The 21,979-nt window shown below is 52.5% G+C and carries 26 protein-coding genes and 1 pseudogene; 1 reads left to right on the top strand and 26 read right to left on the bottom strand.

The features are described from left to right. The 5 genes from mobB to G3578_RS07255 all read right to left on the bottom strand — a co-directional run bounded on the left by mobB (position 1) and on the right by G3578_RS07255 (position 6,077). Complete coding sequence (mobB, locus tag G3578_RS07235; RefSeq protein WP_165210718.1) at positions 1-537, bottom strand: molybdopterin-guanine dinucleotide biosynthesis protein B; 537 nt, start codon at positions 535-537, stop codon at positions 1-3. Next, complete coding sequence (locus tag G3578_RS07240; RefSeq protein ID WP_165210721.1) at positions 506-1,765, bottom strand: molybdopterin molybdotransferase MoeA; 1,260 nt, start codon at positions 1,763-1,765, stop codon at positions 506-508. The genes mobB and G3578_RS07240 overlap by 32 nt, the downstream gene beginning before the upstream one ends. A gap of 50 nt (positions 1,766-1,815) precedes the next feature. Continuing rightward, positions 1,816-4,164 carry an FdhF/YdeP family oxidoreductase gene (locus G3578_RS07245; RefSeq protein ID WP_165210724.1) on the bottom strand — a complete coding sequence of 783 codons (2,349 nt, stop codon included), beginning with the start codon at positions 4,162-4,164 and terminating at the stop codon, positions 1,816-1,818. A gap of 223 nt (positions 4,165-4,387) precedes the next feature. Beyond that, positions 4,388-4,753: a Na-translocating system protein MpsC family protein gene (locus G3578_RS07250; RefSeq protein WP_165210727.1), complete on the bottom strand. Its 366-nt coding sequence runs from the start codon at positions 4,751-4,753 to the stop codon at positions 4,388-4,390. A 49-nt stretch (positions 4,754-4,802) separates the two neighbouring features. Beyond that, positions 4,803-6,077 carry an L-lactate MFS transporter gene (locus G3578_RS07255; protein WP_165210730.1) on the bottom strand — a complete coding sequence of 425 codons (1,275 nt, stop codon included), beginning with the start codon at positions 6,075-6,077 and terminating at the stop codon, positions 4,803-4,805. Positions 6,078-6,482: 405 nt separating this feature from the next. Between G3578_RS07255 and fdhD the strand changes: the two genes are divergently transcribed. Next, positions 6,483-7,286 carry a formate dehydrogenase accessory sulfurtransferase FdhD gene (gene fdhD, locus G3578_RS07260; protein ID WP_165210733.1) on the top strand — a complete coding sequence of 268 codons (804 nt, stop codon included), beginning with the start codon at positions 6,483-6,485 and terminating at the stop codon, positions 7,284-7,286. On the opposite strand, the gene mobA is transcribed toward fdhD, so the two are convergent. The 21 genes and pseudogenes from mobA to G3578_RS07365 form a co-directional block, all read right to left on the bottom strand. Beyond that, on the bottom strand, positions 7,277-7,885 hold the full coding sequence (gene mobA, locus G3578_RS07265; protein WP_241254509.1) for a molybdenum cofactor guanylyltransferase: 609 nt from the start codon (positions 7,883-7,885) through the stop codon (positions 7,277-7,279). The genes fdhD and mobA overlap by 10 nt on opposite strands. A gap of 223 nt (positions 7,886-8,108) precedes the next feature. After that, a complete protein-coding gene (locus G3578_RS07270; protein WP_165210739.1) occupies positions 8,109-8,441 on the bottom strand; it encodes a hypothetical protein in 333 nt (110 codons plus the stop codon). 186 nt (positions 8,442-8,627) lie between these two features. After that, a pseudogene (locus tag G3578_RS20880) lies at positions 8,628-8,777 on the bottom strand (sporulation protein YhbH); the annotation flags it as partial. An 82-nt stretch (positions 8,778-8,859) separates the two neighbouring features. Continuing rightward, positions 8,860-9,918, bottom strand: coding sequence for a thermonuclease family protein (locus G3578_RS07280; protein WP_241254510.1), 1,059 nt, complete (start codon positions 9,916-9,918; stop codon positions 8,860-8,862). 336 nt (positions 9,919-10,254) lie between these two features. Continuing rightward, on the bottom strand, positions 10,255-11,235 hold the full coding sequence (locus tag G3578_RS07285) for an exodeoxyribonuclease VII large subunit (RefSeq protein WP_165210742.1): 981 nt from the start codon (positions 11,233-11,235) through the stop codon (positions 10,255-10,257). A gap of 139 nt (positions 11,236-11,374) precedes the next feature. Beyond that, complete coding sequence (locus tag G3578_RS07290; RefSeq protein WP_165210745.1) at positions 11,375-12,046, bottom strand: SOS response-associated peptidase; 672 nt, start codon at positions 12,044-12,046, stop codon at positions 11,375-11,377. A gap of 98 nt (positions 12,047-12,144) precedes the next feature. Further along, positions 12,145-12,486 (bottom strand): YhjD family protein, encoded by a 342-nt coding sequence (locus G3578_RS07295; protein ID WP_481752725.1) that lies wholly within the window; start codon positions 12,484-12,486, stop codon positions 12,145-12,147. A gap of 93 nt (positions 12,487-12,579) precedes the next feature. Next, positions 12,580-12,918, bottom strand: coding sequence for a hypothetical protein (locus G3578_RS07300; RefSeq protein ID WP_165210751.1), 339 nt, complete (start codon positions 12,916-12,918; stop codon positions 12,580-12,582). Between the two features lie 31 nt (positions 12,919-12,949). Further along, positions 12,950-14,785: a DEAD/DEAH box helicase gene (locus G3578_RS07305; RefSeq protein WP_165210753.1), complete on the bottom strand. Its 1,836-nt coding sequence runs from the start codon at positions 14,783-14,785 to the stop codon at positions 12,950-12,952. A 144-nt stretch (positions 14,786-14,929) separates the two neighbouring features. After that, positions 14,930-15,127 carry a hypothetical protein gene (locus G3578_RS07310; protein ID WP_165210756.1) on the bottom strand — a complete coding sequence of 66 codons (198 nt, stop codon included), beginning with the start codon at positions 15,125-15,127 and terminating at the stop codon, positions 14,930-14,932. Positions 15,128-15,142: 15 nt separating this feature from the next. After that, entirely contained in the window at positions 15,143-15,760 is a 618-nt protein-coding gene (locus G3578_RS07315; protein WP_165210759.1) for a M23 family metallopeptidase, read from the bottom strand. Continuing rightward, a complete protein-coding gene (locus tag G3578_RS07320) occupies positions 15,747-16,067 on the bottom strand; it encodes a hypothetical protein (protein WP_165210762.1) in 321 nt (106 codons plus the stop codon). Before G3578_RS07320 ends, G3578_RS07315 begins: the two co-directional genes overlap by 14 nt. Continuing rightward, on the bottom strand, positions 16,064-16,342 hold the full coding sequence (locus G3578_RS07325; RefSeq protein WP_241254511.1) for a hypothetical protein: 279 nt from the start codon (positions 16,340-16,342) through the stop codon (positions 16,064-16,066). The genes G3578_RS07320 and G3578_RS07325 overlap by 4 nt, the downstream gene beginning before the upstream one ends. A 61-nt stretch (positions 16,343-16,403) precedes the next feature. After that, entirely contained in the window at positions 16,404-16,874 is a 471-nt protein-coding gene (locus G3578_RS07330; RefSeq protein ID WP_165210768.1) for a C40 family peptidase, read from the bottom strand. A 13-nt stretch (positions 16,875-16,887) separates the two neighbouring features. Then, positions 16,888-17,349, bottom strand: a complete 462-nt coding sequence (locus G3578_RS07335; protein WP_481752727.1) for a DUF4376 domain-containing protein — start codon at positions 17,347-17,349, stop codon at positions 16,888-16,890. Next, positions 17,349-19,514, bottom strand: a complete 2,166-nt coding sequence (locus G3578_RS07340; protein ID WP_165210774.1) for a DNRLRE domain-containing protein — start codon at positions 19,512-19,514, stop codon at positions 17,349-17,351. The genes G3578_RS07335 and G3578_RS07340 overlap by 1 nt, the downstream gene beginning before the upstream one ends. Before the next feature lie 67 nt (positions 19,515-19,581). Then, entirely contained in the window at positions 19,582-19,857 is a 276-nt protein-coding gene (locus G3578_RS07345) for a hypothetical protein (RefSeq protein ID WP_241254512.1), read from the bottom strand. Further along, positions 19,854-20,174 (bottom strand): hypothetical protein, encoded by a 321-nt coding sequence (locus G3578_RS07350; RefSeq protein WP_165210777.1) that lies wholly within the window; start codon positions 20,172-20,174, stop codon positions 19,854-19,856. Before G3578_RS07350 ends, G3578_RS07345 begins: the two co-directional genes overlap by 4 nt. Next, complete coding sequence (locus G3578_RS07355; RefSeq protein WP_165210780.1) at positions 20,171-20,743, bottom strand: DUF2313 domain-containing protein; 573 nt, start codon at positions 20,741-20,743, stop codon at positions 20,171-20,173. Before G3578_RS07355 ends, G3578_RS07350 begins: the two co-directional genes overlap by 4 nt. After that, positions 20,740-21,555: a baseplate J/gp47 family protein gene (locus G3578_RS07360; protein WP_165210783.1), complete on the bottom strand. Its 816-nt coding sequence runs from the start codon at positions 21,553-21,555 to the stop codon at positions 20,740-20,742. The genes G3578_RS07355 and G3578_RS07360 overlap by 4 nt, the downstream gene beginning before the upstream one ends. Further along, on the bottom strand, positions 21,543-21,977 hold the full coding sequence (locus G3578_RS07365; RefSeq protein ID WP_165210786.1) for a DUF2634 domain-containing protein: 435 nt from the start codon (positions 21,975-21,977) through the stop codon (positions 21,543-21,545). Before G3578_RS07365 ends, G3578_RS07360 begins: the two co-directional genes overlap by 13 nt. Positions 21,978-21,979 lie beyond the last annotated feature (2 nt).

Genomic DNA, 21,979 nt, shown 5'->3' on the forward strand with positions numbered 1-21,979 from the left:
TCAACCCTTCCATCTTTCCATGATCAACTGCTCCACCCCATCCAAATCGTCTACGGCAAACACCGGCAGGTCGGGGTGGGAAAATGGCTGCCAGGTGACCACGGCGACGGGGTGAGTGACCAGGCCGAGCAGTTCCTGATCCGCTTCCTCCCGCAGAACCACCACTTTCGGATAGTCCTCCCGCTTGAAGCCTTCCACCAGCACGATCTCCGCGCCGGCGGCGGCCATCCGTTCCACCAGCACCGGCAGCGGCACGGCCCTTTGCTCGAGCATCGCCGTTTTGGTGCGCGACTGGATGGCCACGAAGGAAGCGCCCGCTTCGCGAAACCGGCAGGTGTCCGTCCCCGGCTGGTCCCACTCAAAGTCGTGCGCGCCGTCGTGCTTGATCACCCCGACGCGGATGCCCTGCCGCTCCAGGCGGTCGATCAGCCCGGTCAGCAGCGTGGTTTTGCCCGAGTTGGAGTAGCCGACGAACTGCAGCACGAACGGGTGGTTCTGCTTGTCGTCATCCCGGGAACGTCCAACTTGCCGCCGCATGCGGAATCACCTCCACTATCTCCCCGGCCTGCCTGCCTTTGCCCCCGGCCGGAATGATGATGAAGCATTCGCTCTCCTTCAGCGTGATCAGGTTGCCGGCTTTGTCGTTGAAATCGGGATGGGCGTATAACACCGTGTCCCGCTCCTCCAAACGACCGCGCAAAAAACGGGGAAAGGGGCAGGGCTTGTCGTACGCCTGCGCCAGCCGTGCGTGAAGCTTCCGCCATCCGGCCTGCTGCTGCCCTGTCATCCGCCGCAGTACCGGCCGGACGAACAGTTCGAAGCCGATAAAGCAGGCTGCCGGATTTCCCGACAAGGCGCAAAGCAGCTTGCTGCCGTACCTGGCGGCGGTGGTCGGGCTGCCCGGCCGCATCGCCACGCGGTTGAACAGCAGCTCCACATCCGGCTCGTCCGTCAGCGCGGCGATCACGTCAAAGTCGCCGACCGAGACCCCTCCGCTGGTGACGAGGAGATCCACCTGCTCCGTGCATGCGGCCAGCGCCCGCTTGGCTTGCGCCGGATCGTCAGGGAGGCGCGGAAACAAAACGGGGATGCCGCCGGCCTCGCCAATCAAGGCCGACAGCATCACCGAATTGCTGTTGCGGATTTTGCCGGGGACGAGCGGCTGATCGACATCGAGCAGTTCGCTGCCGGTCGCCAGGAGGCCGACGCGCGGCCTGCGCACAACCGGGACGGCGGCGTAGCCGAATGTGGCGAGCAGCGCCAGCGTTCCCGCGTTGATTCTCTCACCGGCGCGGACGATCCGCTCCCCGCTTTTCATCTCTTCCCCCCGGCGGGAGATGTTTTCCCCCGGTTTCAGCGCCCGTTTCACGCCGACCGTATCGGACACCTCTCCCGGTTTCTCCGTCTGCTCCAGCATGATCACCGCATCCGCTCCCGGCGGCATCATCGCTCCCGTCATGATCCGGCAGGCCGTTCCCGGCTTTACTTCCAGCCCGGGGACCTGGCCGGCGGCGATCGTCTCCGTCACCGCCAGGCGCACCGGATTCTCCACCGTCGCTCCTGCCGTATCCGCCGCTCTCACGGCAAACCCGTCCAGCGCCGAGCGGTCAAACGGCGGCATATCGCAGGTGGCGGTCAGCTCCCGCGCGAGCGTCCGTCCGTATGCCTCGCCAATGCCAACCCATTCCTCCGGCAGGGGCGTGACCACCGCGAGCAGCCTGTTCAGCGCCTCGTCCACGCTGATGGTTTGTCGGTGAAAGCTCATCGTTCCGTCCTCCTCTGTTGATGCCGTACGCCCATTTGTCATGGCGGCGATCAGCTGACCTCCGTCTCCAGCTCCTCAATCCGCTTTTCCACGTATTTCGTATCCTTAAAGGCGAAGTACGTTTCCGCTTTTTCCACAATCGCGGCGGCTTTGTACTCCGGAATCCCGGCGTACTTCTCGTACACGCCTTTGGGAATCAGCACGTTTCCTTCCGGCCAGTACACCTGGATGTTGCCCTGCTTGATTTCGGCGTACTTGGCCCGGCCGTGGTAGGTTCCGTATCCGTTGTATACCACGACCGCCTCTCCCTCCCGGATGTTCAGCTGCGCCGCGTCATCCGGATGGATCAGCACGTCGTGGCGATCTGCGTTGTTGAACGGATCGGTTTCGCTGTAAATCAGCGAGTTAAACTGCTTGCCCCGGCGGGTGGTGACGTAAAAATGCCCCTCCGGTTTGCGCAGCTCCGGCACCACGATCGGGATCAGGTTGGCCCGCCCGTCCGGTGTCGGGCAGATGCCGTCTTCGCACAGCCATGCGCCGCCCCACTGGAACACGTCCCCCCGGTTTTTCAGATGCTGGATGCCGTCGTAGTTCGGGTTGGCGACGGCGATCTCGTCGCGGATCTGCTGGGCGGAAGCAAAGTGGATCAGATGTTTGCGCTCGGGATAGACGCGGGCAGCCAGATCGACGTATATCTCCCATTCCGGGCGGGCTTCCCCGATGCGCGGCCCTTCGATTTCCGGACTGAAGTAGACCATTCGCTCGGTGCTGGTGGAGGTTCCGCCCCCGGGCTGTTCGTAGCGGGTCATCGCCGGCAGGACGATCACTTCTTCCTTGGCGTCCACCAGCGTCGAGGTGTTGAAAATGATGTCCTGGTGCACGCGCAGTTCCACGTTTTCCAGACACGTTTTCATAAAGTCGGGATCGGGCATCGTCTCCAGGAAGTTGCCGCCGCTGGTGTAGAACAGCCTTGTCTTCCGCTCGTGCCCGTCCGGCAGCAGCGCGTTCTCCAGGCTGACCCCGACGATATCCCCCTGCCATTTGGGAATTTCAAAGCCCCACACTTTTTCGATCCGCGTCCAGGTTTTCTCATCGAAGTCGCCGCCCGGCAGGCTGAACGGATCGGCACCCATTTCGCCGGAACCCTGCACGCCGGAGTGGCCGCGAATCGGCATCAAGCCGCAGTGCTGACGGCCTAGAAAGCCGCGCAGCAGCGCGAGATTGGCCACCTGGGAGATGTTGTCTGTGCCGAAGCGGTGCTGCGTCAGACCCATACACCAGACGAACACGGCCGACTTGGCCTGTGCCAGCAGCCGGGCAAACTCCAGCATCTTTTCACGCGATACGCCGGAAGACTTCTCCAGCAGCTCCCAGTCCTGGCTCACCACATGGGCTTTCAGCGCTTCGTAGCCGTTGGTGTGCGCCTGCACAAACGCATGGTTGATCGCAGACCCCGGCTCCTGTTCCTCCATCTCGAACCAGTGCTTCATCACGCCGTTCATGAACGCGATGTCGCCGCCGATGTTTACCTGGAAGAATTCGTCCACAATCTTGGTGCCAAACAGGGCGCTGTCCGGAATGGAGGGAATCCAGTACTTCTCCATCGCCGGTTCCCGGTGCGGGTTGATCAGAATGATTTTCGTGCCCGCCTTTTTCGCCGCATACATGTACTTGGTGGAGACCGGCTGGTTGTTGGCCGCCACCGACCCCCAGAACACCAGCACATCCGTGCCGATCCAATCCTTGTAGTTGCAGCTGGAGGCGCCGATGCCGAGCGAACGCTTCAGCGCCGTCTTGCTCGGGGAATGACAGATGCGGGAGGCGTTGTCGATGTTGTTCGTGCCGAGAAAGCGGGCCACTTTGGCCGCGGTGTAGTACACTTCATTGGTGATGCCGCGCGCCGTCAGGTAAAACGCCAGCTGTTTCGGATCGATCGCCCTGATTTTTGCCGCGATGCGGTTCAGCGCCTCGTCCCAGCTGATGCGCGTAAACTTGTTTTCTCCCGGTTTGCGGGAAAGCGGATACGGGATGCGCCCCAGTTTTCGCAGTTCGGCGCTGGACAGCCTGCGCATCGCTTCCACGTCGTCCAGCCATTTCGGGTCGATCGCCGGCATGGTATTGAGCCGCAGCACGTTGAGACGCGTTGTGCAGAGATGCGGGCCGGTCAAGGTCTGGTCCTGCAGGCCCGACACCCCCAGCGCACAACCGTCGCACACTCCCTGGGTAAGGATGCGGTAGGCGTAGCCCAGGTTGTCCCTGTTTTCATACACCACTTTCAATGTGTCGCGGATGTGATGCGGCTTGATCTTGCCCAGCCCCATCGGCATCAGCGAAGCCCAGAGGGAGGGCTTCCAGGACGTATCCAGCTTGATCGGGCCGGTATGTTTGGTTTTTCCCATGTTGAACGCTCCTCTCCATCAAAACGTCTGGCCTCCGGTTGGCGGCATGCACCGCCTGTCCCCAAAGAGAAACAACCACCGTGAACCGCCTGTTCCACATGGAAAAGAGCGGGGATTCACGGTGGTTGCTCTCCGGCAGGTTCGCTACCAAGCTGCCAACGCACGCGTATTGCCGCGATGCCGTTCGTCTAACCGCTGAACAGGGACGCTGCTACGTTTAGACTTACGACTCGTGTTTGAATTTTTTTTCGATGTCCTGGTCGAACACGAAGATGGACATGCCGAAATCGCGTTCGATGTCAATATCGACGAATAAATCGACGAAGTTTGCCCCCAACAGTTCTTCCATTTCCACCGGACGATTTTTGCGGTATATTTCCTTCACCATTTCCGTCCGGGCAGCGCGGAGCATCTGCTTCCCCTCATCCGCGGTGGCGATGAACTTTTCCACCGGAGAGAGATTCCCTTCCATCTCGCAAATCGCCCAGTTTTTGCAGAAGGTCGTAATGATCTTGCTGGGTCCCTTGCCCATGTGCCGCTTCCGGAAGGCCCTGACCAAATTGCTGAACTCTGCTTCGTATTTATTCATCGAGGCAAGTCACCTTTAACAAAATTCTCTACTTAAACTTTACCACTGATCAACCTGCCAATTCAACAGAAGATTCCTGCTTTTTTGCCTGTTCGCGCAATTTCCTGATATCCAGGCGCACCAGCAGCGAAATGATAAAGGCAACCACGAACATGCCGACAGAGACGTTCAATATGCCGGTATAGCTGCCCGTCGCCTCCTTCACCCAAGCCGCGAAAATCGGGCCGGCCAGCCCCGCCGCCGCCCATGCCGTCAGGATGTAGCCGTGGATGGCGCCGAGCTGTTTCGTTCCAAACAAGTCGCCGATGTACGCCGGGATCGAGGCGAACCCGCCGCCATAGCAGGTCATGATCAGGTAGAGCGCGATCTGGAACAGCAGCGCGTCTCTCAGGTTGGGGAGCAGGAAGAACAGGACGATCTGAATGGCGAAAAACGCCGTGTAGGTGTTGGGTCTGCCGATGTAATCGGAGAGCGATGCCCAGGCAATCCGCCCGGCTCCGTTAAACAAGCCGTTCAGCCCGACCACCGCCGCAGCTGCCGCAGCCGACAACCCGACGATCTCCTGCGCAATCGGCGAGGCGACGGAAATCACGGCGATCCCGCAGGTGACGTTGATGAACAGCATCAGCCACAGCCAGTAAAACCGGCGGGTTTTCACCGCTTCGTTCGCGGTCAGCTGGCACAGGTCTGCCTTGATCTGCTTTTTGCCCGCTTCCGCCTGTGCCGAGAAGCCTGCCGGCAGCCAGCCTTGAGGCGGCGGGGAGAGGTACTGCGCAGAAGCGAACATGACGAGGAAATAAATCAGGCCCAACACGTAAAAAGTGTTCGCTATGCCGATGCTGACAATCAGCTGCTGCATCACCGGGCCGGCAATCAGGGAAGCGAAGCCGAAGCCCATGATCGCCAAACCGGTTGCAAGACCCCGGCGGTCCGGGAACCACTTGACCAGCGTCGAAACAGGCGTGATGTAGCCGACGCCCAGACCGATTCCGCCGAGCACGCCGTAAAACAGGTACAACAGGGTGATGCTTTCCAGATTGATCGCCAGGCCGGAACCGGCGATCCCTACGCCGAAAAAGATGGCCGCCAGCGTGCCCGATTTGCGCGGCCCGTGTTTTTCCACATAGTGTCCGAGAAAAGCGGCGGACAAGCCGAGGAACAGAATAGCGATGCTGAAGGTGAGCTGCACTTCGGACAATCCCCATCCGAATTGACTGGTGATCGGCTTGGTAAAGACGCTCCAGGCGTACACCGAGCCGATCGAGAGGTGAATGCCGACGGCGGCCGCAGCAATCAGCCAGCGATTTTTCAGTTTTTGCTCCATGGTCTCAACTCCTTTGGGATAATGTTAAGAAGGATTTCGAAAAGCAATTTCCGGCCTTTTCGAAGATCCTCCTGGTAAAAAGAAAAACTGCCCCATTTTCACCCCGGACATCCTCCCCCAAGCGCACAAGACGCCTGTGAGAGGGCGGGTGAAAACACGGCAGTTAATCATCGGCAGGATCGCTACCTCAGCATCAACGGCGGATTTTCCACTTTCCCTGCAAACACAAAAGAACCGGAGACAGGAACGCTATCCCGTGTCGTTTTGTGTAAAAAGACATTGCCAAAAAACGAAAATTTTGTGACAATTGCGATTACACATAGTATACTACCATGGAAGCGCTCTCCATACAATACATTTATGCCAAAATTTTCACTTTGTGTCATAACGTTAGGAGGATGCCGGATGTCCCAATTGACCACAACGATAAACCGTCCCGTCCTGCGGGTGCAAAACGACCGGTTCGAATGGGCAGAAGATGAAATCGTCACGGAATACCCCTTGACCATCTTTCTGAACGACGAAGAGTTTGCCACCATCGTCTGCACACCGACCGACCTGGAGGAGATGGTGATCGGCTTCCTTGCCTCCGAGGGAGCGATTCGCGAATACGCGGAAATCAGGCAGCTTTCCATCGACGAAAGCAGAGGCTTCGCCTACGTCGATCTGCAGCAACAGACGATTCTCTCCCAGCAGTTCTACAGCAAGCGGCGCATCACCTCGTGCTGCGGCAAAAGCAGGCAGTCGTTTTATTTTTTCAGTGATGCCCGCACCGCCAAGCCGGCAACCAGCGACGTCCGCATCACGCCGGAACAGGTTTTCCGGCTGATGGACGAGCTGCAGTCCTCTTCGCTGGTACACCGCTCTACGGGCGGCGTGCACAACGCGGCGCTTTGTACGCCGCAGGAGGTCGTGCTCACCTACTCCGACATCGGCCGGCACAACGCCCTTGACAAGATTTTCGGGTACTGCCTGAGGGAAGCGCTTCCCACCCAGGATAAGGTGCTCGTCTTCAGCGGCCGCATCTCGTCGGAAGTGCTGTTGAAGGCGGCCAAAATCGGGGCGGGCGTCATCATCTCCAAATCGGCTCCGACCGAGCTTGCCCTGCAGTTGGCGGAAGAGCTGAACATCACGGCCATCGGCTTTGTCCGGCAGGGGCGGATGAACGTTTACACCCGGCCGGACCGTGTGGTTTCGTCTCAGCCGTAGCCCCTTTTTTTCGCTTCTTCCAACGCTGCCGCAAACTCCTGCGGCGTATTGGCGTTGTAGGTGGCCCAGCGGTCAAGCAGCCCCTCCGGCGTCGGCTCCACCCGCATCCTGTCCAGCGCCGCCATCAGCCGGTGCTCTCCCCGCAGGAACGCCTCTTCCCAGACCGCCTGCGTCCGGCGGTGGTACAGCGCGAACAGCGGCTGCAGACGGCCGTCGGATTGGGCGATCAACGCATCCCACCCGCCCGTCTGCATGCCGTACCCGCGCAAGCGCAGCAGCTGCTCCCGTTCGGCAAACGGCAAATCGCAGGAAAGCACGAGCAGCGCTTCTTCCCGCCGAACCCGAAACGCCGTCACAATGCCGCTGATCGGCCCGTGAGAAGGAATCAGGTCGTTCACCACTTCCACTTCCGGCAGTTCTGTCACTTCTCCCGGCAGCAGCACCGGTTCGTTGGAAACGATCAGACAGGGCATCCCGGCCGCTCTGATGTTCTTGGCCAGCCAGCCGATCAGCGTCTCGCCGCGCCACGGCAGCAGTTCTTTCCGCTCGCCCATCCGGCTGCTGCGCCCTCCCGCGAGAATCACTCCGCACACGTCCATCTTCCGCCCCACTCCTGACATGTTGGATATTGCTCCTGTGCCATTCCGGCCTTCGTCCAGCACGTCGTTGGTTCATTGTACTAAGCGGTCTGGCAGCCCATCAAGAACTGTCTGAAGAAGGGAAAAGCCGGGCAACTCTCACCCGGCCTTCATACCTCCGCTTCCCTTACCTAACATATAAACTTCTCGAGGCTATCACTGATAACGGCCAACGCACAAATTATTATTTTTGTTTAAAGTAACTAGAAGGATGTTTTACACTTTCATAAATACTATAAAGGTTTCCATTTTTATCTAACTTAATGTTAAGATAATATTTATCCTTATTACGTTTATTAATTACTATGTTTTGATAGAATCCATAGCCTGCTAGATAGGATGTTTCGTTTATTTCTATATCATCCTTAGTAAGTTGATATTTGTTCAAAATATACTCAATAGCATATTGTTTAGCTAATTTTTTCTCTTTAAAAGTTCCAAATAAAGTTGTATAGATATTCCACAAACCGTAGCAAACGCAGAACAATATTATTAAAATTAATATTCTTTTCAGCATCTGTCAAGCTCCCTTACGTGGGGTGTTATTGTTCTGTGATATTGTCACTGTGTAACTGTTCTATGAAAATGTCACCATGGGACAGGAGAGAGACATTGGCCAGAGCAGAACTACAGACCAAGCTGCCTGCAAGCCCATCAAAAACTGCCTGATCATGTGAAAAGCCGGGCAGCTCACGCCCGGCCTTCATACTTGCACTTCCTTTTTCCCGAAAAACGTCTTCAGCGCTTTGTAGACCTCGCCCTTCTCCCGGATCACGCAGTGCATGAACTTGGGCTCCTTGATGTGCCGATAAGCGGACATCAGCGTGCTGTGGCGGTTGTACTGATTGAACTCTTGATGATATATACGTAAATAACCATTATTCCCACTTCTAAACGATATATACTCTATATAATCCCGAATTATGGGAAAATGATTATTCACAAGCAACTCCGTCGTTATCTCGATCCAACTTAGGTCTGTATCCTGGCTCCCCACGATAAATTGGAGCCGCTCCGGCTGCTCTCGCTTCAGAGCAGTTCGCATAGAACACATCATTCATAATCTGTTGTACCGCTTGTGATGGTTGTTGCGCTACCGTCTGCGGTTTTGGTTTAGGTGTAGAAGGAGTACTTTTGTCCGCTCCTGGTCCGTTTTTCTTCACAACCTCAGCGTGGTACCCGTCTTCTTGAGCATAGTTTTCGATCGACCAGATTCCGACACCAGTTTTCTGAGCTTTTGCCTGGATGTCGCGGTATTTATCAACGTTCTTTACGTCCGGCGGGTACACTGCTACACGGGCTAGTCCCTTCTCCAGCAGCTTTTCCTGCACCGACTGGCCGTTGACGTAGACGTAAGCTAACAGCCGGCCATACTTGTCCCGTTCGGAAACGTCTTTCTCCAGTTCAACGGTCTTCCCCGTCAATAGTTCCTTCGTAAACTTGCTTGCCTCGGGACCGAACGGCTGCACCGGTTTTTCTGGATGCTTAGTCTCCGGTGTGTCGATTAGCAACATCCGAACCGTTTCCTCTTTGCCGTTGATAGTAACTTTGAAGGTATCACCGTCGACTACCTCGGTCACTTTGGCCTGGACCCGCGCGGGCACAACCTTCGACTGCTGAGTGGGTGCTGCGGTTGCCGGTGCTGATGTGGTTGCCACTGCTGCACCAGGAGCAGGCTGAACAGCGTTAGTGCTGGCAGTCGATACCGTCTCCGCCTTCGTAGGCCCCTGCGTCGTTGTACTCGTGCTGCTTACTGCTGTGGTTTTGTCCGGAACCGAATTGGTCGACTCATCCGAACCAAGCCAGCTAAAGAAAGCCAAGGTAAAAAACGCAGCCCCTCCGGCCAACCACTTCCCTGTTTTGTTTCTTAACCCTTTCTGATACGCTTGGTAACCTAGAATGCATACGAGCCCGAAAAGAAGGATTCCCATCCAATACGTAATGATGAAGTAAATGACAAGTCCAATGAGAATAAGTCCGATGATATATTGCATTTCCTTCTTCCCCCTTCTTCTTCCAGAATAGAGGGCTAGGACTTTTGGCATCAAGGGAGATGTTTCGACAGAAACCGACATGAAATATCAAACCCGCCTCCGCGTAGGTAAAAATGAGCGTATCGTATTCAAGGCACACATGAATCCACCACCGACGTGATACCGCTTAGCACACCGCCGCGCAGCACAAGGTGGTGAAAAGAATAAGGCCTCCCAACCTTTCAGGCAGGAGGCCGTAGTATTCCCTCATCGCTATTGCGCCTACGCAATCCCATTTGCACAGTTTAGTTTGGGCTGTCCACTTTAACAAGCTCTTAAATTTGAGTTTTCGTTTATTCATAAAAACATCAGTAATAACAATGGTATTGCCATTAATGCGCCAAATAAAGAAACCAGCGCTGCAAGGCAACCCAAACCCTTTGATTTCTTTGCCTGATATGTTTTTCTGGATTCATGAACATACTGTTTCTTATATTGAGGAAATTCGTACATTTTTTGCTGATTAATGGGCGTTCCAATAACATCGTGAAGAAATTTCGCGGCACTTGTAGGAGTCGGAAGTGACTTGTCGGCAACGAGATCTGCATATGTTTTATTATCTGTATGCCCCAGCGCTACGATTACCGGTATCTTGCTATGATAAATTGCCTCTACCACCTCTATGGAGTTAAACACCTCAAATTCTTTTGGTTGTCCACCACCACGGACTAACATGATAACATCGTAAGATTTATTTGACGCTTCCGTAATTCCGTTCGCAATACTTACTTTGTCGTTTAGTCTCACAGGTACAACTTCAAGATTAATTCCTGGTCGATCTTGTAGAACTATCTCAATATCCTTTATAACCTGCGATTTTTCAGAGGTAACTAAAGCGATCCTGCATGAAGCTTTGCCACTCATTTTGGTGAAATCATATTGATATCGATTTAGAAATCCACGGTTTTGAATCTCTTTCCATACTTTTTCTTTTTCCAACACCCAATCTGTTTTTCCAACCTCAGAACATGAGGATACACGAAATTGATAAAAACCAAATTTCGGTTTGTTGGTTATTTCGAAACAACCAACAAATTGGTACATATGATGTAATTCCAACCTTTTTGCTTCTGTTACAGGTACTATTAATTGTAACTTTAGTCCTTCAGGATCAGTTACATCAACATACTGATTGGATCCGAAAAATTTTGGGTTTATATGTGTCACTTCAGCGCAAAAGCTGTATTTTTTTGTTTTTAATTGTTCTCCAACCGCTTCCCTTATATGGTTTTGGACATCCATAAGTGCATCGGTTAGTTTTACAGTCGATCCTGACATTCTTCAATTTCCTCCTGTGTCTAATACCACCATTTTCCCAAAAATAGGATATCGGATGATTTTAATGGCAACAAGGGAAACCTAGCGACAACATTCGACAAAAAAATAGAAACCCGCCTCTGAGAGACGGGCTCTTTACTTACCAGGCTACTTCTTGAATACATTCCGGCACATCGTTCTTCGGGTTGCCGACAATGGCCGAGACCGGGTATGCTCTCATCTCGCTTGCGTCATAAGGGGCCAAAAGGGATTTCAGTAGATTCGCGTCAAAGTGGTCCCTGTCAAGCCATAGCGATCTATCTTCCCGCCGCAGAATCACCGGCATACGGTCGTGGATGTCCGCCACTAACTCGTTGGGCTGGGTGGTGATGATGGTGCAGGTGCTAACCTTGCGACCGTCGGGAGCTATCCATGTATCGTACAGGCCAGCGAAGCCAAACGGTTCTCCGTTCCGCATGGTAATTCTCATCGGCTGTTTACCTCGGTCCATCTGCTTCCACTCATAGAATCCATCTGCCGGGATCAGGCACCTCTTCCTCTCAAAGAGTCGCCGGAATGCCGGTTTCGCCGTCAGTGTTTCGGCGCGGGCGTTGATCATCGAATACCCGATTTTCTCGTCTTTCGCCCATGACGGTACCAGGCCCCACCGGAGTTGACCGACCCTTCGCTTGCCGCCGTCAGCAATAATGGCCGGGATCATCTGGCCTGGCGCTATGTTGTAGCGCGGATGCCAGTCGAAAGGGAGGCTGTCGATCTGAAACTCGCTCATAAACATGAGTGGATCTGCAAAAAGTGAAAAACGGCCGCACATGGGTATCCCTCCTACAACCATCTTACCCCTGCGCAAGGCAAAAAATAAATCCCCCGCCGCAGCGAGGGTGTCGTGATGGGGAGGATGCTACTACAGGATTATGCACTATCATCTGCCATGCTATCCAGCCGCTTTTGGGCCTCCGCTCGCAGCTTGTTTTCGTGGATCCGGAAGAGATGGGTTTCCCCGCGCTGCCGCCACATGACAAAGTGCTCGCCTCGGTCCATGACAACGCCCAGGATCGAGACGCCGGCGCGCGCCAACTGCCGGTACTCTTCTTTTGCCCGTGCGTTGGCGGTCATGGCAAGTGAGTGAAGATGGTTGGCGTATTGGGCTGGGAACCGCACCGGGGCCGTTTCGATCCGGGATTTGTCATGCTGCAGGTAATTCACAAGCTGGCACCAAATCAGCCAGGAATAGACTAGCTCATGAGGGTTCATGGGATCACCAAAAGGAACGTTTGTTCCTATTTTATGTGATCAGGTGGGGGACATGCAAACACAAAAAGAAGCCTCCCTTGAGAGGCCCCTTCATCAATTCGGCTTATTTTTTTCTTTAAGCTGATCAAGTTGTAATTTGAGTTTACCGATCTCGGTCTCACGATCCCAAATTACACTATTCCGACCACCAATAACCATTTCTTTACGCAACAACACTTCGTTCATATCATATTTGAATCGAAACAAGAGTGGTTCACCAGTTTCTTCATCTTTGCAATACATGTCAACGATAATTAGGCCATCCCTCTTATATAGTGAAACCTCATCGTAATTTTTCAATGATATGTTGTTTGCAAGTACAAAAGGAGGAACGCCTTTATTGGCTAACAAGCGACCAAGCTCTTCTTGGAGTTTCTTCGCTTTTTGATTCATTTCATATCCCCTCCTTTCACTTTAAGTAATTTTATATCCTTTGTTCCAAATAATCTAGATTTTTTTCAGCAACAGGACGTGCATTCCTATAATCTTCAATGCTCCATTTTTCCCGTGGATACCCGATATAGCGGCGTAAATAATCATTTATGAATTTGACACAGAATCCGTCTAGTTTCATTTCCTTGTCACGAGGTTTTCCAAAACGAATTGCAATTTCTCCAGCAGGAGCCTTTGGGTCTAATCCCTTGTTCATAATGATTTCAGCAACTCTCTCTTGAACAAACACGGTTAGTTCTCTCCGAAGCTCTTTGAGTTCAAGATCAGGCCGTTTCGACTTGGTAATGTTTTCAAATGTTGAACCTTGTAACAGTTTTATGAGGTCGTCAGTAATAGGTATCCCTTTTTCTTTTAGGCTTTCCACTGCCTCATCAGTCTTTATTTTGCTCTCTTCAAGAGCTCTTTCATACTCCCGAAGAATATTTTCGTCATCAATGAAGGTATCAACCGAAAAGCGGTATTCTTCTGATTGTTCTGCTATGCCGATATCCACTTTTGAAGGTTCCCTTTCCTTCCTATCGTCATCATCCTCCTCGTCCTCCGATTTATACGGTGACTTTTCTAAATCCTGAATAATCTCAGCCTTCTGCTGTTCTTTTTTATAATAATCCCATAGCTCTTCGAGATCTAAAGCACTGTGGTAAACCAAATGTGCAACATTATCAATTGAAGGATCTTTCGCATCTGGAATGGCTCGGAGCGCACGGCCTGCGAATTGAGCATAAGCAGACTTACTTCTGAATGGACGGAAAATAGCAGCAATTGAAATATAAGGGTGATCGTAACCTTCCCCTAGCATACCGACATTGACAATTGCATGAGTGCGATCATTATGGTAATCAGATTGGGCCATTTCAATCTCATCCGGTGCCATACCCGAATGAACAATTGAACAAGGGCAACCGTTTTCCTCATAAAGCTGTTTAATCTCTTTAGCATGCTCAATTGAACATGCCACAGCGATAATTTTATGAGGTACTCCAGTGGCATTTCTTTTTTCCTGCATTATCTCTATGCTGCGTTTTACAACGGAAGCACTGCAATGAGGCGAGTACGCTACAGTTCGAGAAATCCAATCCTGATCTTTAATTGCCAATACTTCATCAACTGTTAATTCCTTATCAATACCATCTACCCGAAAAGTAAGTTCTTCAGGAATAAACTCCTTTTTCACAAGATTTTTTACATACCCTTTGACCATTGCTCGCCCCAAAGAATAGGAATAAACTTCGTGAGCAACAATCTCTTTCCTATCCGATCGAAATGGAGTCCCTGTAATCTTTACTATTTTCGCTTCGTCAAAATACTGTTCCACCTCAACCCAGGAGTTAGCCGGAGAATGGTGCGCTTCATCAATAATGATCATATCGAAGAAGTCTTTTGGAACCTTTTTCAGCAAGGAACTGCCGTGGTGTTGCATAAGTCGATGAATATTGGTGATAACAATTTTTGCGTGACTCAAAGCATTTGGGTTGCCTTCGTACTCGATTACCTCAGGAAGGTTTTGGGGGATATTGATGACCTTTCTATTCCACCAGAAGTTATGTTCATATCTCGGGTCAAGACTGTCTGTAACCGTTCCTCGAATTGTTGTGTTCGGAGTAATGATCAAGACCCGCTCTTTTGCAATACCGTACGGAAGAATCGCCATTAAACCTGTTTTTCCTACACCTGTTGGCAAGTTAACAAGTGCTGGTACTGTGTTGCCTTCTTCAAAATATTCTTTAACCTTTCGGTAAGCTTGAATTTGTGGTTCCCTCAGATTTGGGTTGCCTTCTATGTGTGCAAAAGTAGTTTGAAAGTACATGTTAGCCCCCCTACAAATGTTTGTAGGTAATAAATACCACACATGTAACAAAAAACCTCCATTGATCTTAAAAATTCGACAATTGTTCATAATTTTTTTACTAACCAAAAAGCCCTCCACCGTTCACGGCAGAGGGCATCGTTGTTACTTCTGTTTGTTGGCAGCATCCACTTTTGCTTCGGCCAGCATGTAGCCGACGCAGCTGCCGACTGAACCGATCAACGCGACAACCTTGGTGGCGGTTCCCGCATCGGTCCCAAACAGCACCATACTGCTCGTCGCCACCCCGGCCAACAGGGCCCAGAACTTCCGAGAAGCGAGTTTTGTTTTCCAGTCGATCATCCGCTTGCCACTCCTTTACTTCGTATTTTGCGGTGGTTGACCGGATGCGATCCGCAGTATGTCGGCGATCTCACCGATCATTTTCCGCTTTTCTTCAGGTTCTTCGTAATACTCTTCCTTCAGCCAGGCAATGTACTGGTTAGCTTTCTCCGTGCACAGGAATGGTTTCATGTCCTCTTCCTCCTCCTTGGAAAAGTAATCCTGCAGGTACTTCGTTGGTTCGGTATCGCTGCCGAATCCCCCGGAAGGGCTGCATTTGAGACGTACTTCGTAGTGTAGATGCTCCCCGGTAGACTTACCGGTGCGCCCTTGCAGACCGATCACCTGCCCAGCTTTTACGCAGTCGCCTACTTTAACATGCGCTTTCGACAAGTGGGCGTACATATGCTGCACGCCGTACTTGTCCTTAATGGCCACAACCAATCCAAAGCCTCCATACCCGGTGCCTCTGACCCCCTCGGGCACTTCTTCGGCACGGATGACGGTTCCTGATACAAACGCTTCGATGGGTGCGTTCTTTCCACCTGTACGCTTGACCAGATCGATGCCTGTGTGTTTTTCTGTCTTCCCGGTGATCGGGCTTATACGCGGGCCGTACGTGCTTGTCACGCGATATGCTTCAAACGGATTCATCACGGCGCCTCTCCTCCCTCATCATCATGAACTGGCTGCGCAAACTTCTGCATGTTTTCGTTCTTCGCTTTCCAGTAGTACCAGCCGAGCGCTGTGGCGGTAGGCGCGCCGTAAAAGTCAGAAGCGCTGTAACGAGCGTGCCGATATCCGCCATTCCGCGCCTCACAGCCAGCAAAATAATCGCTGATACGAAAGCCACTCCAAAAAAATAGGTGGCCATGACGAGCGCCAAGACCACCTTAGAAAACTCTCTCTTCTTCCGCTTTTTCCGTTGGCTACGCTCGAATATTACGCGATCGAACATCATCCGTCACCGTCCAATCTGTCGATCCGCTTATGGGCCTGCTTGGCCGATTCTTCAACGCGTGTTACCCGCTCGGCGAGCTCGTCGATCCGCTTTACTTGATTTTTTTGCTCTACACGGATGTCATCAATACCTCGTTTGATGTAGTCAATGTCGACTCGCTGGATTGCGTCTGCGCTGGCTTGCTGGGCGATGTCCTGACGAATTGTCCTTGATCGTCCTGTCCAACCGAGTATGATACCGCTTAGTGCTGCGATGACGGATATGATCGCTGTCATCATAGTAAGTTCCATTTTTCCACCAGCTCTCTTTCAAAAGTGATGGGGAGCCGCAGCTCCCCTATGCCATTCTTACCAGTTGCTCCGATCGGGCCAGATCCGCCGGCGTCACGCGGCCCAGCACAGCCGGGCAGAGATCGACGCCGGCCGCCGCGAACATCCGGTCCACGGTCTCGGAGCAATTCATCCTGCCGGGGGCGTCCCGGATCGGCATGCCGACGAGCAGATACAGCCCGTTCGTGATCGTCTGCAAATAGTCATACGAAGTGGTCAGTTTCTCATGCAGGAACCGCTCCATAGTGGCCACCTGCGCAGCAGACAACTCCCCTCGGTACCGGTACACGTCAAAAGTACCAGCCGGGTACGTCAGATGCCGTACTTTCAACGGATACTTCCAGTCCGTCTCTACCACATGCCACTGGTCCAGCACGATTGCAACATGGCTGTAGGGCGACTGCGTGACTGCCTCGATCAGCCGACCGATCAGCGAACGCCCCCGTACAAAAAGGAGGTCGAAGCGTCTGAGTTCCACACGCCTCACCTCCTCACCAGTTCACAGCATCGACTTCTTCTTTTGTGGTGGCCGCCTCAACAATCGGCTGCAGCTCGTCGCGGAATCGACTGATCTGCGCCTGCTTGTGGGCCAGCCCAGCATAATATACCTGGTTGAATTCATTGGCGTTCATGTCAATCCTGACAACTTGACCGTCTTTGTGAGCAGTCCAGCGAACAGTTTGAACCGCGCCATCTGCAAACGCGAATCGCGTGTCTTGGAAATTGTCCTGCGCTTCCGCGTCGTAACTAAATTCGTACGTTTCTCCGCGCACTTCCGCTGTGAAGTAGCCGGTGATCGCCACGCCGCACGCTTCGTTAAGTTGAGCCAGTTTCGCTGCTTTCAGTTCTTCGAGGTCGGCGTCACTCTCGATGAGCGATCGGTACCATTCATCAGCAGTATTGGCACTTTCTCGTCGAATTTCCGTGATTGGTTTCACGTTTTGGAACTTCATCAATCAAACGCACCTCCGAATCCATCGAGTCTTACACGCTCTGTCGCGGTGCCTTTGGCAATGCAAACCCAGATGTTGATGCGCCAGTTTTCTGCCGTTTTCACCTGATTTGTAAACAAGTACCCCCGGCCTGCAACGACCGCCGCGGTCATATCCTCCCAGGTCGGTTCAGCATCGAGGGCATTGTTGCACACTCTCACAAACTCGATCGACGAGCCCGGCGGCAGATACCGTTCCAGCGTGACGAGTACACGTTTTGGCATTCCGTCCAGGGTGAAGTGAGCTTCCACATCGGGGTTGTCAAAGTCCAGCATGAATTCGATGTGTGTTTCCGTACGGATAAAAGTGTACGTTCTGGTCGATGTCAGCCCGTTGCTATCTGTGGCCTCCACTGTCAGGGAGTGCGGAGTGTCCAGGTCCAGCCGGATCCAAAGGTTGTGCGGAATCGTTACGGTTTCCTCCTGGCCTGCGACTCCAGGGAACGTCCGAATCACCGTCCCGTTGATCTTCTCCGTGATGGTGAAAGGGTTGCCCTCTGGCTCTATAACCGTGTAGGTTTTGCTCGGAGGCGCCATAATGGTGCCCAAATTTTCGTTGGTCCCACTGATCACCGGCGGCCGGTTCCAGACGACGCGAAATTTCCGGGTCTCTTCCACGCTCTTGCCGCCTTGGTCGTCCTCCGTCCAGACGGTCAGGATGTGGTCAACGCCCTCGGCCAGATCGGCACCGGCGACATCTGTGCTGCCATCCCACAGCCGCTTGTTGTTGAAGGTCAACGACTTGGCAAAAGAAATAGGCGTGCTTCCGTCGCTTACCCCGGAGGCAATCGCCCTGACTGGTCCGTTATTGATTTTGTACTTTACTGTGACCACATTGCCGTTGTCTGTGTCGCCGGCCGTCCCCTGGACCGGCAGCGTGTTACCTTCGGATAATGTTTGATTATCGGCAGGTGACGTAAGCGAAAGCGTTGGTGGTTTGTTCGGCACATCAATGGCAAAAACTCGCGCCGCCAACGGTTTGTTTGTTGATCCGTTAATGTAATACGTTCGCGCCCCGTTGCTTCCGCCATCCAAATCATACTGAGTGTAGAGGCCCATATCTAAAGAACTACCATCTGTTGCCTCTGTGAAAAAGGTCATATCCGTCGGGTTTACGCCATCATTTCTGAAACCGGGAATGCCATTAGCAATTACAACTGAATCCAAAATTAGTGCTTTGGCTGGAACTCCGCTTAATACCGGTGTATTTATTTGCAATGCTGTGGCAGTTGTAATATCCGTCAATTTTATCGGAGTATTACTATTTGTCCTTTTAATGCGAATAAATTGCCCAACCCATGTATTTGTGCCACTACCTCGGGTAAATTGATGGCTTGTCGGCTCACTCGCCCCTGCAATTTTCCAGAAATAGTGGACGCCATACGAACCTCCGAAATCCGTTCTGCCAATTGAAGTCCACCCGGAAGGAGGTGTGACATTAAGGCCAGCCACAGAAACCGCAAGCGCCACCAACATCAAATCTCCTGCCGTGATGGAACCTGTGTTAAATGTAAGGCTTGTGGAGTTTTGCGCATACTGTTGAAATACGCTTTCAATGTATGGAACCTCTGAATTTGCCGCCTCTTGGTATGTCACCTCAATGTAAGGAACCCAAGTTGGTGTTGTTGATTCCCTAGTTCCAAAACTATGAACCCTGTCCGCTACTGCCTCTTGATAGGATTTTATCACCAACCCATAGTTTGGATATATGCCATTGAACCAAGCACTAACTAAACTTGTAATGTCGATAGAAACGCTTCCAACTGGTGTCCCAAGGACATTTGATGTGCTTGGAAACGGGGCAGAACTATCATATCCGGGCTGGTTATTCCAAGTGATTCCCGTTTCTTGCCAATCTGACGTTACTCTATAAACACGAATATCTTCCGAACCAACGGCGGTTGAGTTTTGGTACAAACGCAAAATCGCGGATGTTATTGTCGCGCCTTTCGGTATAATTTTGCCAATATGTTCTGTCGCAATAAACGCGCGATATATATTACTTGCATAGTCCTTGCCCACGTTCATTGTCGGATAAGCACTAGTTCCGAAATTAGTGTTGGCTGATGAGATCGCACTATAAACTTGCGCGTCCTTGCTTATCGGTATTTTGATTGTTCTTGACATTTCCCTCCCCCTTCCTTCTCAAAATGGCCGTTATCCGAAGGTTTCCACATTTTGGAATCGTGCATCTTCACACCTCCAGCCGACTCATCGCCTCGTTGTAGTAACCACGAATCACTATGATCGAGTTTACTGTTGCCAGGTCGTCGTCAAACTTGTTGTACAGAAAGTTCTCCGGCAGCACGCTTTCCATCGTGTTCATGCGGGTTTTCAGGTTAGAGACGTCAGCTGTCAGCTGCGCAAGTTGGATATGAGCATCATTGATGCCATTTTCCCAGCGGTTAATATCTATTTCGGTGACGGGATCGTCGTATTTCCAATCTAGTTTTGCATTGTACGGCATCATGAGCCCCCACCTTTCGCCTCAATGATGAATGAGAAGGAAAGAAACTGCGCGCCGCCTGGATCGATGTTGACCGACTTCCGGGCGATGAATTTTCCGTCCGAGTCACGCAGCTCCACCTTGGTTAACACCGGAAGGCCGGCGATATTATTGGCCTGTACCTGCAGCGCGATGGCATCCGAGAGACCAGTAATCGGATGGGAAGAAATCGCGGCTGCTTGAACCGGTACGGAGATCGATTCGTTTAGGAGGAGCGTCCCGCCAGTCACCCGCGCCTGCAGATCATCTCGTACCGTCTCCAGATAGCTTTGCTCGATCATACAACCACCTCCTGTCGCGTTTTGATCGGCGTCATGCCCACGCGAAACTCATTGACCCTATGGTACTCTTTCACTTCCACGACAAGAGTGTCCTGCAGCTCGATGGACAACCTGGATACCGGCTCAAGCACCACACCATTGCAGTGGACGGGGCGGATCTTTTCAACCGAGGAAACAGCATGCTTTGAATCAAAGGTATCCTCATCGGGAAACACATACCGGATCATCTTGGTGCCAAATTCTTCGACCATGTCTACCCTTTTCAGCGTAGAAGCACTAAGGGCAATCGCCCGTAGAACCCCTGGTGTAAACCCCAAAAAGGCCCAGTGTTTTCGCTGGATATTCTTGCGCCGTTCCTCGATGCTGCCTGACTGTTTTATACCAAAATAAATCCAGTCCCATATGACCAATCCCCAGGTGGCCGACCAGGGGGACATTTGCGCTTCGACATCTTCCCTTTGGGCATTCAACGCATCGATCGCGGCGCCCGCCCCCTCGAAGTGGTATTCGGCAACCTTGTTCTCATACCAGTATGGAGGGAGCTTTTTTCGATATCGTTCCGGAATCATGTTGTCACCACCAGATTTAAGGTCGCGACGGCGTTGGCCGGAACCGTCAAATTGACCTCTCCACCATTGAGCAGGTAATCAGTGAAGTCTTCCACGCCATCAACGAAAAAAAGCGCCCCGACTTTTTCGTACACGATCTGGGAACGCCCCTTTAGATAGGTTTTTATGCTGTTTGTGATATCCGCTGTGACGGTTTCCAAAACAGCCCCTGTTCGGAGGATCAATTTGACGGAGACATTTACCGGGAACACAACTGCCGGCAGTACACTCAGATCGTGGAGCGCAATCCGCTTTTCCTCCAGCTTGTCACGAACCTGCTGGGCAAATTCGGCAGTGGCTGGTTGGCCGTTCATATCGGTGATGTACACATCGATCGAAAGGTCGTGCCGCACTTTTTCAAGAGCCACAGCGCCTCCCACGCCGTCAATGTCGAGTGCCCAGCGTTCATAGTCCTGGCGGCGCCCGGCCCCTTCTTCCGTCTGCGCTCGATTGATTAAGCGGTCACGATAGGGATCATCAGGCTCGTCCTCATTACGCGGAAGACCAAAAAAAGCGCCAATTGCATCAAGAAATTCGCCGTCAGCCCAGGGGAGAAACCTTTGCAGGAAGCCGTATTCGAAAAGCTGCTGCTGCTCGCTGATCTCTTCAGCGAGGGGATATAACAGGTCGTAGAAAAGCTCTCCCTCTTCCGTGGCAGGCGGCGTGTATCCCCGCTCTTGAGCCAAGGCGTACATTCGGTTCACGATTCGTTGGTATATTTGATCCGGAGTCTCACGCAAAATCGGCATCTCTGGTTTCGTTACCGTTGCCATACATCCACCTCCGTTCTTGTTCGGCCCCGTACTCCTTCGATTTCAAGTGAGAAAATGACGCGGTTATCCTCATACCGGATGTCGATCACTTCCGCCCGCTCGATCTCGCTGTGCGCTTCTAATGCTTCCTCCGCCTGGGTCTTGATCACGGGCAGAGACACAACCGAACGCATCTTCCCGATGTCTGTCAGGAAGTCCACTCCGTAGTTTTCCGAGTAGATGGCATATCGGAACCGCTTGGTGTTGAGGATTTTCTTCGTCACTTCCTCCAGGTACTCCGCGTAGGATTGCGTGCGAACGTACCGACCATCCGGCCCCTGCATGAGCTGCTTGTTCTGCCAGTCGAATCGATATGTCCAAGGGATGGGATCGTCCGGTGACTGTATCAGCTGACTTTCGTCACCTTCCAGGGTTGGGAACATCG

Origin of the sequence: Brevibacillus sp. SYP-B805 (assembly GCF_011059135.1) — a bacterium.
Classification (GTDB): domain Bacteria; phylum Bacillota; class Bacilli; order Brevibacillales; family Brevibacillaceae; genus Brevibacillus_F.

Bases quoted from the DNA above. Each gene is read 5' to 3' on its own strand.
- mobB (WP_165210718.1), bottom strand. From the start codon at position 537: ATGCGGCGGCAAGTTGGACGTTCCCGGGATGACGACAAGCAGAACCAC.
- G3578_RS07240 (WP_165210721.1), bottom strand. From the start codon at position 1,765: ATGAGCTTTCACCGACAAACCATCAGCGTGGACGAGGCGCTGAACAGG.
- G3578_RS07245 (WP_165210724.1), bottom strand. From the start codon at position 4,164: ATGGGAAAAACCAAACATACCGGCCCGATCAAGCTGGATACGTCCTGG.
- G3578_RS07250 (WP_165210727.1), bottom strand. From the start codon at position 4,753: ATGAATAAATACGAAGCAGAGTTCAGCAATTTGGTCAGGGCCTTCCGG.
- G3578_RS07255 (WP_165210730.1), bottom strand. From the start codon at position 6,077: ATGGAGCAAAAACTGAAAAATCGCTGGCTGATTGCTGCGGCCGCCGTC.
- fdhD (WP_165210733.1), top strand. From the start codon at position 6,483: ATGTCCCAATTGACCACAACGATAAACCGTCCCGTCCTGCGGGTGCAA.
- mobA (WP_241254509.1), bottom strand. From the start codon at position 7,885: ATGGACGTGTGCGGAGTGATTCTCGCGGGAGGGCGCAGCAGCCGGATG.
- G3578_RS07270 (WP_165210739.1), bottom strand. From the start codon at position 8,441: ATGCTGAAAAGAATATTAATTTTAATAATATTGTTCTGCGTTTGCTAC.
- G3578_RS07280 (WP_241254510.1), bottom strand. From the start codon at position 9,918: ATGCAATATATCATCGGACTTATTCTCATTGGACTTGTCATTTACTTC.
- G3578_RS07285 (WP_165210742.1), bottom strand. From the start codon at position 11,235: ATGTCAGGATCGACTGTAAAACTAACCGATGCACTTATGGATGTCCAA.
- G3578_RS07290 (WP_165210745.1), bottom strand. From the start codon at position 12,046: ATGTGCGGCCGTTTTTCACTTTTTGCAGATCCACTCATGTTTATGAGC.
- G3578_RS07295 (WP_481752725.1), bottom strand. From the start codon at position 12,486: ATGAACCCTCATGAGCTAGTCTATTCCTGGCTGATTTGGTGCCAGCTT.
- G3578_RS07300 (WP_165210751.1), bottom strand. From the start codon at position 12,918: ATGAATCAAAAAGCGAAGAAACTCCAAGAAGAGCTTGGTCGCTTGTTA.
- G3578_RS07305 (WP_165210753.1), bottom strand. From the start codon at position 14,785: ATGTACTTTCAAACTACTTTTGCACACATAGAAGGCAACCCAAATCTG.
- G3578_RS07310 (WP_165210756.1), bottom strand. From the start codon at position 15,127: ATGATCGACTGGAAAACAAAACTCGCTTCTCGGAAGTTCTGGGCCCTG.
- G3578_RS07315 (WP_165210759.1), bottom strand. From the start codon at position 15,760: ATGAATCCGTTTGAAGCATATCGCGTGACAAGCACGTACGGCCCGCGT.
- G3578_RS07320 (WP_165210762.1), bottom strand. From the start codon at position 16,067: ATGATGTTCGATCGCGTAATATTCGAGCGTAGCCAACGGAAAAAGCGG.
- G3578_RS07325 (WP_241254511.1), bottom strand. From the start codon at position 16,342: ATGACAGCGATCATATCCGTCATCGCAGCACTAAGCGGTATCATACTC.
- G3578_RS07335 (WP_481752727.1), bottom strand. From the start codon at position 17,349: ATGAAGTTCCAAAACGTGAAACCAATCACGGAAATTCGACGAGAAAGT.
- G3578_RS07340 (WP_165210774.1), bottom strand. From the start codon at position 19,514: ATGTCAAGAACAATCAAAATACCGATAAGCAAGGACGCGCAAGTTTAT.
- G3578_RS07345 (WP_241254512.1), bottom strand. From the start codon at position 19,857: ATGATGCCGTACAATGCAAAACTAGATTGGAAATACGACGATCCCGTC.
- G3578_RS07350 (WP_165210777.1), bottom strand. From the start codon at position 20,174: ATGATCGAGCAAAGCTATCTGGAGACGGTACGAGATGATCTGCAGGCG.
- G3578_RS07355 (WP_165210780.1), bottom strand. From the start codon at position 20,743: ATGATTCCGGAACGATATCGAAAAAAGCTCCCTCCATACTGGTATGAG.
- G3578_RS07360 (WP_165210783.1), bottom strand. From the start codon at position 21,555: ATGGCAACGGTAACGAAACCAGAGATGCCGATTTTGCGTGAGACTCCG.
- G3578_RS07365 (WP_165210786.1), bottom strand. From the start codon at position 21,977: ATGTTCCCAACCCTGGAAGGTGACGAAAGTCAGCTGATACAGTCACCG.